Source organism: Halorubrum sp. PV6, from assembly GCF_003990725.2.
Classification (GTDB): domain Archaea; phylum Halobacteriota; class Halobacteria; order Halobacteriales; family Haloferacaceae; genus Halorubrum.
In genome coordinates, this window is record NZ_CP030064.1 from 1,390,764 (window position 1) to 1,405,041 (window position 14,278).

Genomic DNA, 14,278 nt, shown 5'->3' on the forward strand with positions numbered 1-14,278 from the left:
GAATTCACCCATGCTCGAAGACGGACTCTCGTATCCGGTTCGCGGCGACTGGATCGGGCGGATCATCATCGGCGGCGTGCTGGGGTTCCTCTCGGTGCTCCTCCTACCGGCGTTCGTCGTCGTCGGCTACCTCGTCCGCGTCCTCGAACAGACGGTCGGCGGCAACGAGGTCCCGCCGGAGTTCGACGAGTGGGGTGACCTCCTCGTGAAGGGTATCGTCGGGTCGTTGATCACGCTCGCCTACGTCATCGTCCCGGTGATCATCTACGGCGTCATCGTGACGACCGTCTTCGGCGCGGGCGCCGGAATCGGCGGCGACGCCGGCGCGCTCATCGGCGTGGTCGGCGTGCTGCTCGCGCTGTCGGCCATCCCCGTCCTGTTTCTGGTCTACTACGCGGTCCCGGCCGGGCTGACGGCCTACGCCGTCCGCGGCGAGATGAGCGCCGCGTTCGACGTGAGCCTGCTGAAGCCGACGCTTCTCAGCACGGAGTACCTCGTCGCGGTGCTGATGCCCATCGTCGTCGCGGTGGTCACGTGGATCATCACCGCGGTCCTCTCGATAACCGTCGTCGGCCTCCTGCTCGTCCCCTTCGTCCAGTTTTACGGGCAGGTCGCGGTGTTCCGGATGTTCGGTGCGGCGTTCGCGAGCGTGAACGACCGCATCGACGCCGGCCCGGCCGGCGGCAGCGCGGGAAGCGTCGGCGACGACGCCGCCTTCTGAACCGGACCGGCGGCGGTTCACGACGCGCCTTTTAAACCGCTCACTCGCCCACGTACGGGTATGTTTGAAGACCGGCCGGCCCGCGACGCGGAGGTCGTCCTCGTCGGACGCTCGAACGTCGGCAAGTCCACGCTGATGCGCGAGCTGACGGGGCACGACTTCTCGACCGGCGGTAAGCCGGGCGTCACCCGGCAGCCGAACCACTTCGACTGGGCCAGCGAGAGCTTCATGTTCACGGACCTGCCCGGCTTCGGGTTCATGTCCGGCGTCGAAGAGGAGCACCGCGAGGCGATCAAGACGAACATCGTTCACTACCTCGAAGACAACGCCGACTCGATTCTGGCCGGCGTCGTCGTGATGGACGGGAAGGCCGCCGTCGACATCATCGACCGCCACGCCGAGCGCGGGAACATCCCCCACGACGTCGAGATGTTCGGCTTCTTAGAGGACGTGGGCGTCGAGCCCATCGTCGCCGTCAACAAGACCGACAAGATCGACGACCTCGACGAGCGGCTCGACGCGATCTGCGACCGCCTCGGCCTCTACCCGCCCTGGCAGCAGTGGTCCGACCGCGTCGCGCCGATCTGTGCGAAGCGCGGCGACATCGACGCGTTAGAGGAGTGTCTCCGGACGCGGTTCCACGACCACAACCGCGACGACCTCCTGAAGTTCGTCGCCTGAGCGACACCGAGCAGCGCGCTGCGATCCGGAGGGGAGTATAAATAGCCCGCCTGTGAGATGAGTCCATGAATGGCCGCCACCTCACGACCGTCGGCGTCGCGATCACGACGGCCGTCGTCGTGGGCGGGCTGCTCACCGAACTGCTCGCGGCCCGGATCGCGTTTTCGGCGATCGTCGGGCTCCCCGCGGGACTCCTCGCGGGCGTCGTGGCGGGGACGGCGGCGTGGGTGCGATACGGGCGAGCGGGACGCCTTCGCCCGGCGCTTTTCGGCGTCGCCGCGTTCGGGTACGCCCTGCTCGCGGCGGCAAGCCTCTCGTACTCCGTCCCCCCTGTTCGAGGGCTGGTGAGCGTCGGCACGGCCGTCCCGTTCGCGGTCGCCTGCGCGGTGCTCGTTGGCGTCGCCGCGGCGCTGCGCGCTCGTCGCGCGGCGAGCCAACGCGAGTGAGGCATTTAAAAACGACCTCGTGGACGCGTCGATCAGGCGAACACGACGAACCGAAACAGCCACAGCGCGGCCATCCCGACCGTGATCGTCGCGAACACGTTCTCCGTGCGCCACGCGACCACTCCGGCGGCGACGCCGGCGATCAGTCGCTCGTCGGCCAGCGTCGCGGCGACGGTCGGCTCTATCGAGATCAGGTACGGGAAGACGAGCGCCGCCAGCACCGCCGGCGGCACGTAGCGGAGGGGGCGTTTGATCCCGTCCGGCACCTCGTCGATCCGCCCGAACAGGTGGATAAAGGAGAGCCGGAAGCCGTAGGTCGTGACGCCGATGAGGACGATGGCGACCCAGACCCGAACCGACCCGCCGACGAGGGCGCCGCCCGTCATCCGCCGATCACCTCGGTCGCGAGACCCGCGACGATACCGGAGACCGCCCCCGTGAGCAGGCCGAGGTTCATCGGCAGGCCGGCGGCGGCGACGGCGACGGCGCCGCCGACGACCGCCGCGAGGACGGTCGGGCGATCCTTCATGGCGGGGACGAGAAGCGCCAAGAACACCAGCGGGACCGCGAACGTCAGCCCCCACGCGTCCGGCACCCCCGCGCCGATGACGAAGCCGACGACCGTCGTGATCTGCCAGACGATCCACAGCGTCGCGGCCGCGCCGAGGTAGTAGCGCCACCGGGTCCGGTCCGGGGTTCGCTCGTACTCAGCGACCGAGAGGGCGTACGCCTGGTCGGTGAGGAGATACGCGAGCCCCGCGCGGAAACGGCGACCGTAGTCCGCCAGGTACGGCGCGATGGACGCCGAGTACATCACCATGCGCACGTTGATCACGACCGCGGTGCCGATCACGACCGCGAGCGGGGCGTTCTGTGCGAGCAGCTCGATAGCGGCGAGTTGGGAGGCGCCGGCGAACACGATCACCGACAGCCCGACCGCCTCGGCCAACCCCAGTCCGGCGTTGACCGCCGCGATGCCCGCGACGAGCCCGAAGGGGATGATGCCGAGAAGCAGCGGTGAGACGTCCCTAACGCCGGCGCGGGTGTCGGGGTCGAGTGGGAGTCCGTCCACGGTCACTCGCGCGGGTACACCGGTTCGTCGTGTTTCGCGGCGAGGTGGTCGGCGTGTTCGAGCTTCGTCGTGGCCTTGCGGAACGTCCCGAGCAGCGAGTGGATCTCCCGTTCCGTCGGGTGTGCGCGCCCGAGCAGCCGGCGCATCAACAGCGCGTTCTTCTCGCGGACGTGTTCGCGCTGGCCGCCGGCCGCGAGGAACTCGCCGAAGAACTCGTGGAAGCGCTCCACGTCGGGTTCGGGAGCGCGGGTGACCGCGGTGTCGGGGAGCTGCGTCTCGTCGACCGTGATGTCGCGGAGTTCGTACAGGAGGACGGTGGCGGCCTGCCCGAGGTTCAAGACGGGGTAGTCGTCGTCCGCCGGGATCGAACACACCTCGTCGAGGCGCGACAGCTCCTCGTTGTTGAGTCCGCGCCCTTCCCGCCCGAAGACGATAGCGGTCGGGGCGTCCACGGTCCGCAGCGACTCGCGGAGTTCGGCCGGCGTCTTAAACGGGAACCGCTCGTGGCTCTGGTCGTCCTCGCCGGTGATCGCGGTCGTCCCGACCGTGTGGTAGTTTTCGACGACCTCGTCGAAGGTCACCTCGTCCGCGTTCGGGAGGACGTCCTCGCGGGCGTGACCGGCGAACCCGTACGCCTCGCCGTCCTCCGGGAGCGCCGGCGGGTCGACCAGTTTGAGGTCCGAGAGCCCGAAGTTCTTCATCGCTCTCGCGATGGTGCCGACGTTGCCGGGCGTCTCCGGTTCGACGACGACCACGACGGGTTTGCGGCGGGTGCGCGAGTCCGCGTCGGCGTCGGTGTTGCCGTCGCCGTCGACCGCGTCTCCCTCGCTCATCGGTTCGACGGGTAGTCGGTCGAGAGGTCGACGTCGCCGAGGTCGTCCTCGTCCAGTTCGTCCCCCTCGTCCGCCGACTTCCCGGCCAGTTCGAGGATGTCGATCCGGTCGCCTTCGAAGTCCTGTTCGACGCGTTCCTGGATGTCCTGTTGATCGGGGAGGTCCGGGAGGCCGTCGGGGTCCTCGTCGACGTGTTCGACCGACTCGTACCCGTCCGGCGCCTCGTTGCCCGCGGCGACCCACTCGTGGAAGCGGTCGCCGAACTCCAGGGAGCCGACGTGGTCGCTTCCGCCCTCCTCGCGGAACCAGTAGAGTAGGTCCGGTTCGTGTTCCGGACAGAGCAGGACCTCGCCTTTCGGCTCACCGTAGACGATTTCGGCCTGGTTACAGCGGTGGACTTCCGCTTCGCCGTGGTCGAGGTAGCAGACGTCGCAGGGCTCCTCGACGAGGCTGACGAGTCGGAGGAGTCGCTCCCGCGGCTCCTCGGGAATCTCGTCGAGGGGCTTTAGCTCCTCGTCGTCGGTGAATATCTCTGTCTCGTCGAACCGCCATCCGCGGAGGCCGACGCTCACTTTCGCCATGCCCCAGTTACACGTGGCGCGAATAAAAGCGCGTCCTTCCGCGCGAACGCCCCCGTCGCGGGGCCTATACGACCGGGCGACCTACGCGACCCAATGCGACGACGACGGATCCTCTCGGCGGTCGGTGTCGCGTCGGCCGGCGCGCTCGCGGGCTGTGGCGGGCGAGCCCCGGCGGGAGACGGGACCGACGGCGAGGGCGCGAGCGACGGCGACGAAGGCGGTGGCGGCGCGAACGACGCAACCGCGGGGGAGTGGCCCGCCGGGACGTACGCCGACTACGAGACGGCGACCGTGACGGTGACCGGGGCCGACGGCGAGGCGCGCGGGTCGGTGCGCGCCGCGATTGCGGACACGCGCGATAAGCGGATTCTGGGACTGAGCGCCGCCCCCTCGCTGCCGGACGACGCCGGTATGCTGTTCGTCTACGACGCGCCACAGGAGTCGCTCACGTACATCATGCCGGAGATGAGCTTCGGTATCGACATCGTCTACGTCGACGCCGACCGGGCGATAACCCGGATCCACAACGCCCCGAAGCCGGGGCCGGACGAGGACGGCAGCGAGCAGCGATACCCAGGGTCCGGTCAGTACGTGCTTGAGGTGCCGTATCGCTGGACCGAACGCAACGACGTTGCCGTCGGCGACACGCTCTCCTTCCAACTGTAGCGTCGGCTATCGGGGTTTCTCTGCCAGGTCTGGAGTGAACGACGGGAGATCCGACTCCCGCGCGACGCCGACGACGAGGACGACGCTCATGACCGCAAAGAGGGCCACGAGCGCGAGCGCGAAGACGGTCAACGCGGCCGTCATCAGCAGGTCGCTCCCGAGCAGTTCGCCGCCGATGGTCGCGAGGAGGGCCGCCACGGCAAGTCTGAGCAGTCGATCTTCGGATTTCGTGTCCATCCGACACCTTGGGCGCGGAGCCGAATAAGGCGTGCCCGACGCCTGTCGTCGTGGCTCACACTGACACGTTCGCCGCTGAAGGGGGCGATGATCGCCCCACGGTGGCCGGCGACGACCGGCCGTCTGTTCCGACTTGCGCTCGGTCGATCGTGTGGTGTCATCTCTTGGCACTCCCCCCGTTTATGTCGCTCGCGCCCGTGCTGATCGTATGCGAAACGTGGACGCCGCGGGACTCGGAATCGGCGACGACCATCCGCCCCGGATCATGGGCGTGCTCAACGTCTCGGAGGAGTCGCCGTACGACCCCAGCGTGTACGACGATCCGGGCGAAGCCGCCGAGTACGTCGACGAGGAGCTGATCGGCGAGGGCGCAGACATCGTCGACGTCGGCCTCGAATCGGCAAACAAGGATCTCGACGTCCTCACGGCCGACCAAGAGCTCGAACGGCTCGACACCGCCATCGAGACGCTGGAGTCGACGTCCGGCGACGCCGTCTGGTCCATCGAGACCCGCTATCACGAGGTCGCCGACGCGGCGCTCTCGCGCGGGTTCGACATGGTCAACGACATCTGCGGGTTCGCCGACCCCGAGATGCCGCGGGTCTGCCGCGAACACGACGTGGCCGTCTCGAAGATGGCCTCGCCTCCCGACTTAGAGCGGCCGGGAGCCATCGAGGACGTCGACGACATCTACGAGGCGCTCTCGATGAACGGGTTCACGGACAAGACGATTCTCGACCCCGCGTTCGGCGGCTGGTCCGAGGCGAAGACCCACGAGGACGACCAGGAGACGTTCCACCGCCTGCGGGAGTTCCGCGGGTACGGCCGGCCGCTGCTCGTCTCGATCAACCGCAAGAGTTTCTTAAAAACGATCGCCGGCCGGACCACCGAGGAGGCGCTTCCGGTGTCGCTCGCGGCCACCTCGATGGCCGTCGAGCGCGGCGCGCACGTGATCCGCACCCACGACGTCGCCGAGACGCGGGACGCCGCGCTGATCGGCGCCGCGTTCGCCCGCGACCGGTTTAAAAAGACGCCGGCGACGGACGCCGTCTCGGTCGAGGAACTCGACGTGACGACGGTGCGAGAGGCCGACCGCCACCTCGACCGCCTCGCCGCAGACCCGACCGTCGCCGATGACACCGTCGTTCGAACGTACGAGATTCGCGGCCTCTCCGAGGAGGCGGTCGGCGGGCTCCGGGCGGCGACCGCCGAGCCGGGTGTCGGCGCCACGTTCGCCGTCGCCGGATCGGCCCGTGAGGCCCCGAGAGCGCCTCTGCGACCGACGGCGGCGCCTCCGAGGGCGGCGAGACCGGGCTTCTCGTCGGGACCGCCGACGGACTGAACGACGTGCGATCGGCGGTTTCGGACGTTTCAGCCGCGCTCGACGGCGCGCTCGAACCGATAGCCGGCGGCTCCAAGTAAGAGAAAGTTTATGCCGTCGTGTAGACAACCAGTTCAGTGGACGCCGGAGGGGCACGCGGGTAGGGGTACTCTGTGCCACTCCGGCCCATATCATATTCACACCCGCCAGCGGCGGCGCCGTCCGTGGCCCCGATCGACCCGGCGCCACACCGAGGCGCTCGGCCGCCCGGCCACGGGGGTCGACGCGTGAACTTCGAGACGTTCGAACCCGTCTACGAGGCGATTCTCGACGACTTCGGCTTCGGCCGTGGCGCCGATGAGCGCGCCCGCGACATCGCCGCCGACCTCGCGACGCCGTTCACCCTCGATAGACTCGGCGACTGGCGGGGACAGACGGTCGCGATAGCCGGCGCCGCCCCCACTCTCGTCGACGACGTCGACATGGCTCGCGAGGCGGACGTGGTCGTCGCCGCCTCAACGGCGGCCGACGTGCTGTCCGACCGCGGCGTCGGCGTCGACTGTATGGTGACCGACCTCGACAAGAACCCCGAGACGGCGGCGGCGCTGACCCGCGAGGGGGTCCCGGTCGCGGCCCACGCCCACGGCGACAACATCCCCGCGGTCCGCGAGTGGCTGCCGCGGTTCGACGACGCGGCGACGCTGGCGACGACGCAGGCGGCGCCGGTCGGCCCGGTCCGGAACCTCGGCGGGTTCACCGACGGCGACCGCGCCGCGTTCCTCGCGGACCACGTCGGCGCCGGGCGACTCGTGTTTCCGGGGTGGGACTTCGACGACCCCGCGGTCGGGCCGATGAAGGCGCGGAAACTCGACTGGGCCGCGAGGCTCTTAGGATGGTTAGAGCGGCGCCGCGACGAGCGCTTCGAGATTCTCGACGGGCGCCGCGACGACCTCGACCCGCTTTTTAAGTAACGCGCTTACGCGACGCGATCTTTCGGCAACAGTTCGTCGCGGTCGCGGGCTTCGAGCCACTCGACCAACTGAACGAGTTGGTCGCTCGCCGCCTCGAACAGCCGCTCCGCCTTTTCCGGCGTCACGTCGGTCGGGTCGCCGAACGCGCCGTTGGCGGAGTTGTCGACCGCGTCGTAAAAGGTCCGGGCGCCGTGGACGACCGCGTCCGACTCGTCGAGGTGGACGAGGCCGTCGTCGCGGGCGTCTTCCAGTCGGTCCGTTCGGACCAGATCCGGCGCGAGGTGCGTGATCATCGCCGTCTCTTTCGGTCCCGCGTGCGGCCCGTTGTGCTCGAACAAGTCGTCGACGAGCGCCGGGATCGACTCGTCCCACATCCACTCTATCGCGTACGCCGTCTCGTCTTCGTGGAGCCGACGACCGACCTCGCGGAGGTGTTGGACGTTGCCGCCGTGGGCGTTCACGAAGATCACGCGGTCGATCCCGTGGTACGCGAGGTTGCGGGTGAACGACTCGACGTAGTCGCGGAACTCGGGCGGGTCGACCCACATCGTCCCCGGAAACTGCCGGTGGTGCGGGCTGACGCCGACGGTGACGGTCGGGGTTCGGACGGCGCCGGTCGCCTCGGCGGCCGCGCTCGCGAGCCCCTCGGCGATCAGGTGGTCGGTCGCGAGCGGGAGGTGCGGGCCGTGCTGTTCCGTGGAGCCGAGCGGGACGAGCGCGACGGACTGCTCCGACAGCGACTCCCCCAGTTCCGGCCACGTGTGGTCGGCGAGATACATACCTTCTGTCGTGTTCCGGGACGTATGAACCCCGCTCTCTCGGTGGCGTTCGCCGGGAGCGGTGATCGCGGTCTGGCGCGTCGGTCGCGGACAGCGGCGAAAGCGTCGGCGCGCGCCCCGACCGACGCCCGTCTCGTGTCGCCACCCTTTTTGTGTCGTCACGCCGACTCTGCGCGTATGTTCGGAGGAGGCGGCATGAACCCGCGTAAGATGAAACAGATGATGAAACAGATGGGGATCGACGTCGAGGAGCTCGACGCCGAGCGGGTCGTCATCGAGACGGCCGACGGCGACGACCTCGTCTTCGACGGCGCGCAGGTGACGAAGATGGACGCCCAGGGTCAGGAGACGTACCAGATCGTCGGCTCGCCCGACTCGGTCGCCGACGCCGGCGCCGGCGGGAGTCCCTCGGCGGTCGAGGGCGCGACGGACGACGAGGCCGCCGCGGACGACGCGGGCATCCCCGACGAGGACGTGGCGCTCGTCGCCGAGCGCGCCGGCGTCCCGCAGTCGACGGCCCGCGAGGCCCTCGAAGACGCCGACGGCGACCTCGCGGCCGCGATCGCGGATCTGGAGTGACCGACGCCGCGTACCTGCTGGTCCACGAGGACCGGGAGTACCTGCTGGAACCGGGCGAGGAGTTCGGCACCGACCTCGGCGTCTTGGACGTCCCGGAAGACGTCGCTGACGGAGACACCGTCGAGACGCATCTCGGCACCGAATTCGAGGTCCGCGAACTCCGCGGCCCGGACCTGTTCAACCACCTCGAACGCACCGGCGCCCCGATGATGCCCCGCGACGTTGGGCTCGTGATGGGCCACACCGGCGTCGCCGGCGGCGACCGCGTTCTCGACGCCGGCACCGGCACCGGCATCCTCGCGGCGTACCTCGGTCGCGCCGGCGCCGACGTGACCACCTACGAAATCGATCCCGACTTCGCCGACGTCGCTCGCGGCAACATGACGACCGCCGGCGTGGCCGACCGCGTCGACGTGCGGACCGGCGACCTCACCGAGGAACTGGACGCGCTCGCCGACGAGGAGCCATTCGACGTGTTGACACTCGACACGGGCGACGCTCCGGCGGTCGTCGAACGCGCGAACGACCTGCTCGCCTCGGGCGGGAACCTCGCGGTCTACTCGCCGTTCGTCGAGGGCACCCGCGAGGCCGCGCTCGCCGCTCGCGAGGCCGGCCTCGAAGGCGTCGAGACGCTCGAAACGATCCAACGCGAGATGGACTTCTCCGACCGCGGCTCGCGCCCGTCGACCGCGGGCGTCGGCCACACCGGCTACCTCGTGTTCGGCCGCCGGCCGTAGCCGGACACCGGCGCAACGTTCTTTCCGATTCCGCCGCCACTTCGCGTATGGCTCCGGCGACCGGCGACGACGCCCCCGACAGCGACCGCGCGAGCGACGCGGCGAGTCGGCCCCCGGTCGCCGCCGCGCTCGACGAGTTCGACGACGGACTCGCCGAGTCGGTGGCGTCGTCGCTGACCGGGCGGTCAGACGTCGTTGTGGTCGGCGTTCCCCTGGCGCTGCTTCCACCGATACTCGCCGCGAGAGACGAGACGACCGGCGGCACCTGGCGAGTCGCCTGCCGACCGGGAGCCGTCGAACCGCTCGCCAGAGCGCTCGTCCTCGGGACCGCCGTCGCCGAGGCGGTTGCGACGGGATCGCTCGAACTCCGGACCGCGGCCGACCTCGGCCCTCGGTCCGGCGCGCTCGGCGGCGCTCGGACCTGCTTCGCGTCGGCCGACCGCGTCGACGCGGTCGCCGGACCGGCGAGCGCGCGAACCCTCGTGACCGAGGAGACAGCGGAGCGAGTCGCGGCCGCGGGTCGGGCGGTCCGGGACCGATTCGCGTCGGCGACGCCGGCGACCGTGGGGATGCCCGCCCGGAGTCGGCTCCTCGCGACCGCCGCCGAGACGCTCGACGACCGGTTCGCGACCGACCTGGCGGCGGCGCTCGACGCGCTGCCGTACGGCGCGCTCGGGCGGAGCGGGGACCTCACCGACCGGACGCTCCTCGTCGCGCTTGCGGCGCGCCACGATCACCTGCTGTGGGACCTCAGGCGATGGATAAGCGGTGAGACGCAGCCAGCTGGCGGGGCGCGCGAAGGCGGCGACGGAACGCGCCGCGAGGCCGAACGCGTCGGCGTCGCCGCCGGACAGGACCTCACCGACGACCGACGGCGGCTGGTCCGGCGGGGGCTGATCGAGGCGATCAAAGTGCCCGTCGGCGACGGCCGGCCGCGGCTCCGGCTCAGGGCCGTCGACGACGCGCTGCTCCGTGCGACGCCGACAGAGGTGCTGAGCGTCCTCCGCGGGCGGTTCGCGCTCCCGGTCGACGAGGACGGGCGGGTCGAGAGCCCGCCGGGGAGCGACGGGCGGCGGCCGGTGTGGGAGCGGACGCGACGTGGCAAGAACTAACTCCCGGCGGCGCCCCCGAACGGGTATGCCGAACTTCTCCGAGCGAGTCGAGCGGATCTCCATCAGCGGGATCCGCGAGGTGTTCGAGGCGGCGGGCGACGACGCGATCAACCTCGGGCTGGGACAGCCCGACTTTCCGACGCCGGCGCACGCGCGCGAGGCGGCCGTCGACGCCATCGAGTCCGGAAAGGCGGACGCGTACACCGAGAACAAAGGGACGCGGTCGCTCCGGGAGGCCATCGCCGAGAAGCACCGGACGGACCAGGGGATCGACCTCGGCGCGGACGACGTGATCGCGACGGCGGGCGGGAGCGAGGCGCTCCACATCGCCCTGGAGGCCCACGTCGACGCCGGCGACGAGGTGTTGATCCCGGATCCGGGGTTCGTCTCGTACGACGCGTTGACGAAACTGACCGGGGCGACGCCGGTTCCGGTCCCGCTCCGCGACGACCTCACCATCGACCCCGCGGCCATCGAGGCGGCGATCACCGACGACACCGAGGCGTTCGTGGTGAACTCGCCGGGGAACCCGACCGGCGCGGTCTCCTCCGAGGCGGACGTGCGCGAGTTCGCCCGGATCGCCGACGAACACGACGTGCTCTGTCTCTCCGACGAGGTGTACGAGTACACTGTCTTCGACGGCGAACACTACTCCCCGATCGAGTTCACCGAGACGGACAACGTCGTCGTCGTCAACTCGGCCTCGAAGCTGTTCTCGATGACCGGCTGGCGGCTCGGGTGGGTGTACGGGTCGGCGGAGCGCGTCGAGCGCATGCTGCGCGTCCACCAGTACGCGCAGGCCTGCGCGTCGGCGCCGGCTCAGTACGCCGCCGAGGCCGCCCTCAGGGGCGACCGCGGGGTCGTCGACGAGATGACCGCCTCCTTCGAGCGCCGGCGTGACCTCCTCCTCGACGGCTTCGAGGAGATCGGGATCGACTGCCCGACGCCGCAGGGCGCCTTCTACGCGATGCCGCGAGTGCCCGAGGGGTTCGTCGACGAGTGTCTCGACCGCGGCGTCGTCGTCGTCCCCGGCGAGGCGTTCGGGGAGCACGGCCACGGGCACGCTCGCATCTCGTACGCGACCGACGAGAGCGAGCTCCGCGAGGCGCTCGACGTGATGGCGGCCGCGTACGAGGCGTCGGTCTGAGGGCGGGCACGTTCCGGACCGCGCCGTCGGAACCGCTTATAAAATAACTGTAGGGCATTACTTAGCGGCGGGAGGTTTCCGCAAGTTATACTGTCGCCGACGAAGTATCGGCGCGTAATGGACCGGAACATACAGGTCAGCCGTCTCGACCGCCGGGCGGTCGAAGACCAGGAGGTCGAAATCGTCGAGCGGAAGGGCGTCGGCCACCCGGACTCGATCTGCGACGGGATCGCGGAGTCGGTGTCGCGGGCGCTCTCGCAGCTGTACTTAGACCGCGTCGGCAAGGTGCTCCACTACAACACCGACGAGACGCAGCTGGTCGCCGGCCGCGCCGCGCCGGCGTACGGCGGCGGCGAGGTCGTCGAACCGCTCTACGTCCTCATCGTCGGTCGCGCCACGAAGGAGTACGAGGGCGAACAGCTCCCGGTCGACTCGACCGCGCTCGCGGCCGCCCGCGAGTACCTCTCCGAGACGATCCCCGAACTGGAGTACGGCACCGACGTGATCGTCGACGTACGGCTCGGCGAAGGGTCGGGCGACCTCCAGGACGTGTTCGGCGAGGAGACCCAGCAGGTGCCGATGGCCAACGACACCTCCTTCGGCGTCGGCCACGCCCCCCTGACCGAGACGGAAGCGATCGTGTACGAGGCCGAGCGCGAACTCAACACGACGTACCACGCCGAGAACCCCGAACTGGGGCCGGACGTGAAGATCATGGGCAAACGCGAGGGCGACCAGATCGACATCACGGTCGCGGCCGCGATGGTCGACGAGTACGTCGACGGCCTCGACGACTACGCCGACGCGGTCGAGCGCGTCCGCGAGTACGTCACCGACCTCGCCAAGTCGCACACCGACCGCGAGGTCAACGTCGACGTCAACACCGCCGACGACTACGAGGAGGGCTCCGTCTACCTCACCGTCACCGGCACCTCCGCGGAGCAGGGCGACGACGGCTCCGTGGGCCGCGGGAACCGCGCCAACGGGCTCATCACGCCGAACCGCCCCATGTCGATGGAGGCGACCTCCGGCAAGAACCCCGTCAACCACATCGGGAAGATATACAACCTCCTCTCGACGCGGATCGCCGAGTCCGTCACGGGCGAGGTCGACGGGATCCGCGACCTGCAGGTGCGACTGCTCTCGCAGATCGGGCGGCCGATAGACGAGCCGCACGTCGCCGACGCCCAGCTCGTCACCGAGGACGGCGTCGACATCGCCGACATCGAAGACGAGGTCGTCGCCATCATCGACGAGGAACTGGCCGACGTGACCGACGTGACCCGGAGCGTCATCGACGGCGACGTGTCGACGTTCTGAGCGGGCGAAACGACCGCAACCGATTTGGGGGCCGACCGAGTGAGATTCGCTGTGACGCGGGTGTGTCTCCTCGGCGACCCCGACGTGAACCTCACCTACGAGCTGTTGTCTCGCGAGACGGCTCGCGACGCGCTCGCGACCTACGATATCGAGGAGCCGTTCGAGAACAGCCTCGCCGTCGAGACGGTGAGTCTCGGCGCGGCCGTCTCCCTCTTAAACGATCTCAACTGGTACCTCGTGCGCTTCGCCGACGAGGCGCTCGTCCGCGAGCCGTCCGTCTCCGCCGACGAGTGGCTCTCCCGCGACCTCGCCCGCGAGGTGCGCGACGGGGCCGTCCCGCCCGAGGAGACGGACCAGCGCCTGAAGGTGTACGGGCTCGTCGACGGGCGGCCGGTCGATCCGATCTACGTCCGGCGGACGCAAGGCGAGACGCCCGCGTACGACCGCCGCGAGGTCGACGAGACGGTGGTCGTCCGGGTGAGCGAATCGGAGTTCTCGGCGTCGAACTAGTCTTTTAAAACACCGCGTCGGACCGGGAGCGGTGCGTCCCTCAGGGCGCGACCGGATCGTTCGGCGGGTCGCGAACGCCCAGTTCCTCCAGCGCGCGCAACACCACTATCGCCTCGACCACGTCGCGCTCTTCGGTGTAGGGGTCGTCGACCGAATCGAGCGTCGCCTCCGCCTCGCGTTCGAGCCGGGTCTCCAGTTCCGTCTGGTCGGTCTCCGCCTTCGTCGCCGACAGCAGCGCCTCGTGGTCTTCGCGGAGGTCCAAGGAGACGTGTGCCGCGTTACACCGCGAGAGCGGGTGCGTGTCCATCTCGATCGCCAGATCGCTCACGAGGTCCCAGTCGTCGGCGCAAAACCGGAGCGTCACCGTGCCGACCACGTCGCGCCACGCTATCGGGTCGCCGTTCTCCATGAGGCGGAGCGCCCGCGGGGGCACCGCGATTCGGGTGTGGGTGTCGTCGCGACCGCACAGGCAACAGGGGGTGTTCTTCAGTCCGGCGTACACGCGAAATCGTACGGTCCGGAGGGTACTGTGCGTTTCGCCGGCGGAGCGCCGTTTGCCCGTGCC

At 69.7% G+C, this 14,278-nt stretch carries 18 protein-coding genes and 1 pseudogene; 12 read left to right on the top strand and 7 right to left on the bottom strand.

Annotated features, from left to right (window positions below; all coding sequences use genetic code 11):
• Positions 1-10 precede the first annotated feature (10 nt).
• The 3 genes from DOS48_RS20720 to DOS48_RS20730 all read left to right on the top strand — a co-directional run bounded on the left by DOS48_RS20720 (position 11) and on the right by DOS48_RS20730 (position 1,848).
• On the top strand, positions 11-721 hold the full coding sequence (locus DOS48_RS20720) for a DUF4013 domain-containing protein (protein WP_127117545.1): 711 nt from the start codon (positions 11-13) through the stop codon (positions 719-721).
• A gap of 60 nt (positions 722-781) precedes the next feature.
• On the top strand, positions 782-1,402 hold the full coding sequence (engB, locus tag DOS48_RS20725) for a GTP-binding protein EngB (protein ID WP_127117546.1): 621 nt from the start codon (positions 782-784) through the stop codon (positions 1,400-1,402).
• Positions 1,403-1,467: 65 nt separating this feature from the next.
• Positions 1,468-1,848, top strand: a complete 381-nt coding sequence (locus tag DOS48_RS20730; RefSeq protein ID WP_127117547.1) for a hypothetical protein — start codon at positions 1,468-1,470, stop codon at positions 1,846-1,848.
• A gap of 32 nt (positions 1,849-1,880) precedes the next feature.
• On the opposite strand, the gene DOS48_RS20735 is transcribed toward DOS48_RS20730, so the two are convergent.
• From DOS48_RS20735 to DOS48_RS20750, 4 genes are read right to left on the bottom strand one after another with little or no spacing between them, the layout of a single operon-like run.
• Positions 1,881-2,234, bottom strand: coding sequence for an AzlD domain-containing protein (locus DOS48_RS20735; RefSeq protein WP_127117548.1), 354 nt, complete (start codon positions 2,232-2,234; stop codon positions 1,881-1,883).
• A complete protein-coding gene (locus tag DOS48_RS20740; protein WP_127117549.1) occupies positions 2,231-2,920 on the bottom strand; it encodes an AzlC family ABC transporter permease in 690 nt (229 codons plus the stop codon). The genes DOS48_RS20735 and DOS48_RS20740 overlap by 4 nt, the downstream gene beginning before the upstream one ends.
• A 2-nt stretch (positions 2,921-2,922) precedes the next feature.
• Positions 2,923-3,753, bottom strand: coding sequence for an RNA methyltransferase (locus tag DOS48_RS20745; protein WP_127117550.1), 831 nt, complete (start codon positions 3,751-3,753; stop codon positions 2,923-2,925).
• Positions 3,750-4,334 (bottom strand): hypothetical protein, encoded by a 585-nt coding sequence (locus DOS48_RS20750; protein ID WP_127117551.1) that lies wholly within the window; start codon positions 4,332-4,334, stop codon positions 3,750-3,752. The genes DOS48_RS20745 and DOS48_RS20750 overlap by 4 nt, the downstream gene beginning before the upstream one ends.
• A gap of 93 nt (positions 4,335-4,427) precedes the next feature.
• Between DOS48_RS20750 and DOS48_RS20755 the strand changes: the two genes are divergently transcribed.
• Positions 4,428-5,000: a DUF192 domain-containing protein gene (locus DOS48_RS20755; protein WP_127117552.1), complete on the top strand. Its 573-nt coding sequence runs from the start codon at positions 4,428-4,430 to the stop codon at positions 4,998-5,000.
• A 6-nt stretch (positions 5,001-5,006) separates the two neighbouring features.
• Here DOS48_RS20755 and DOS48_RS20760 read toward each other — a convergent pair whose 3' ends face one another.
• Positions 5,007-5,237: a hypothetical protein gene (locus DOS48_RS20760; RefSeq protein ID WP_127117553.1), complete on the bottom strand. Its 231-nt coding sequence runs from the start codon at positions 5,235-5,237 to the stop codon at positions 5,007-5,009.
• A gap of 208 nt (positions 5,238-5,445) precedes the next feature.
• On the opposite strand from DOS48_RS20760, the pseudogene folP reads away from it, so the two are divergent.
• Both folP and DOS48_RS20770 read left to right on the top strand, forming a co-directional pair.
• A pseudogene (folP, locus tag DOS48_RS20765) lies at positions 5,446-6,659 on the top strand (dihydropteroate synthase).
• A gap of 186 nt (positions 6,660-6,845) precedes the next feature.
• Positions 6,846-7,529 carry a 6-hydroxymethylpterin diphosphokinase MptE-like protein gene (locus DOS48_RS20770; RefSeq protein ID WP_127117554.1) on the top strand — a complete coding sequence of 228 codons (684 nt, stop codon included), beginning with the start codon at positions 6,846-6,848 and terminating at the stop codon, positions 7,527-7,529.
• Between the two features lie 5 nt (positions 7,530-7,534).
• Here DOS48_RS20770 and DOS48_RS20775 read toward each other — a convergent pair whose 3' ends face one another.
• Entirely contained in the window at positions 7,535-8,308 is a 774-nt protein-coding gene (locus DOS48_RS20775; RefSeq protein ID WP_127117555.1) for a creatininase family protein, read from the bottom strand.
• A 177-nt stretch (positions 8,309-8,485) separates the two neighbouring features.
• Here DOS48_RS20775 and DOS48_RS20780 point away from each other — a divergent pair, with 177 nt between their 5' ends.
• The 6 genes from DOS48_RS20780 to DOS48_RS20805 all read left to right on the top strand — a co-directional run bounded on the left by DOS48_RS20780 (position 8,486) and on the right by DOS48_RS20805 (position 13,713).
• A complete protein-coding gene (locus DOS48_RS20780; protein WP_127117556.1) occupies positions 8,486-8,887 on the top strand; it encodes a nascent polypeptide-associated complex protein in 402 nt (133 codons plus the stop codon).
• Positions 8,884-9,624 (top strand): methyltransferase domain-containing protein, encoded by a 741-nt coding sequence (locus DOS48_RS20785; protein WP_127117557.1) that lies wholly within the window; start codon positions 8,884-8,886, stop codon positions 9,622-9,624. Before DOS48_RS20780 ends, DOS48_RS20785 begins: the two co-directional genes overlap by 4 nt.
• Positions 9,625-9,671: 47 nt before the next feature.
• Complete coding sequence (locus tag DOS48_RS20790; protein ID WP_127117558.1) at positions 9,672-10,736, top strand: DUF5821 family protein; 1,065 nt, start codon at positions 9,672-9,674, stop codon at positions 10,734-10,736.
• A gap of 25 nt (positions 10,737-10,761) precedes the next feature.
• Entirely contained in the window at positions 10,762-11,883 is a 1,122-nt protein-coding gene (locus DOS48_RS20795; protein ID WP_127117559.1) for a pyridoxal phosphate-dependent aminotransferase, read from the top strand.
• Between the two features lie 117 nt (positions 11,884-12,000).
• Positions 12,001-13,203, top strand: coding sequence for a methionine adenosyltransferase (locus DOS48_RS20800; RefSeq protein WP_127117560.1), 1,203 nt, complete (start codon positions 12,001-12,003; stop codon positions 13,201-13,203).
• A gap of 51 nt (positions 13,204-13,254) precedes the next feature.
• The gene (locus DOS48_RS20805) at positions 13,255-13,713 is read left to right on the top strand and encodes a DUF5804 family protein (protein ID WP_127117561.1); all 459 of its coding nucleotides are present in this window, start codon (positions 13,255-13,257) and stop codon (positions 13,711-13,713) included.
• Positions 13,714-13,753: 40 nt separating this feature from the next.
• On the opposite strand, the gene DOS48_RS20810 is transcribed toward DOS48_RS20805, so the two are convergent.
• Positions 13,754-14,215 carry a hypothetical protein gene (locus tag DOS48_RS20810; RefSeq protein ID WP_127117562.1) on the bottom strand — a complete coding sequence of 154 codons (462 nt, stop codon included), beginning with the start codon at positions 14,213-14,215 and terminating at the stop codon, positions 13,754-13,756.
• Positions 14,216-14,278: the final 63 nt, after the last annotated feature.

Excerpts from the sequence above, each read along its gene's own strand:
- DOS48_RS20720 (WP_127117545.1), top strand. The coding sequence starts at position 11 with ATGCTCGAAGACGGACTCTCGTATCCGGTTCGCGGCGACTGGATCGGG.
- engB (WP_127117546.1), top strand. The coding sequence starts at position 782 with ATGTTTGAAGACCGGCCGGCCCGCGACGCGGAGGTCGTCCTCGTCGGA.
- DOS48_RS20730 (WP_127117547.1), top strand. The coding sequence starts at position 1,468 with ATGAATGGCCGCCACCTCACGACCGTCGGCGTCGCGATCACGACGGCC.
- DOS48_RS20735 (WP_127117548.1), bottom strand. The coding sequence starts at position 2,234 with ATGACGGGCGGCGCCCTCGTCGGCGGGTCGGTTCGGGTCTGGGTCGCC.
- DOS48_RS20745 (WP_127117550.1), bottom strand. The coding sequence starts at position 3,753 with ATGAGCGAGGGAGACGCGGTCGACGGCGACGGCAACACCGACGCCGAC.
- DOS48_RS20750 (WP_127117551.1), bottom strand. The coding sequence starts at position 4,334 with ATGGCGAAAGTGAGCGTCGGCCTCCGCGGATGGCGGTTCGACGAGACA.
- DOS48_RS20755 (WP_127117552.1), top strand. The coding sequence starts at position 4,428 with ATGCGACGACGACGGATCCTCTCGGCGGTCGGTGTCGCGTCGGCCGGC.
- DOS48_RS20760 (WP_127117553.1), bottom strand. The coding sequence starts at position 5,237 with ATGGACACGAAATCCGAAGATCGACTGCTCAGACTTGCCGTGGCGGCC.
- DOS48_RS20775 (WP_127117555.1), bottom strand. The coding sequence starts at position 8,308 with ATGTATCTCGCCGACCACACGTGGCCGGAACTGGGGGAGTCGCTGTCG.
- DOS48_RS20780 (WP_127117556.1), top strand. The coding sequence starts at position 8,486 with ATGTTCGGAGGAGGCGGCATGAACCCGCGTAAGATGAAACAGATGATG.
- DOS48_RS20790 (WP_127117558.1), top strand. The coding sequence starts at position 9,672 with ATGGCTCCGGCGACCGGCGACGACGCCCCCGACAGCGACCGCGCGAGC.
- DOS48_RS20795 (WP_127117559.1), top strand. The coding sequence starts at position 10,762 with ATGCCGAACTTCTCCGAGCGAGTCGAGCGGATCTCCATCAGCGGGATC.
- DOS48_RS20800 (WP_127117560.1), top strand. The coding sequence starts at position 12,001 with ATGGACCGGAACATACAGGTCAGCCGTCTCGACCGCCGGGCGGTCGAA.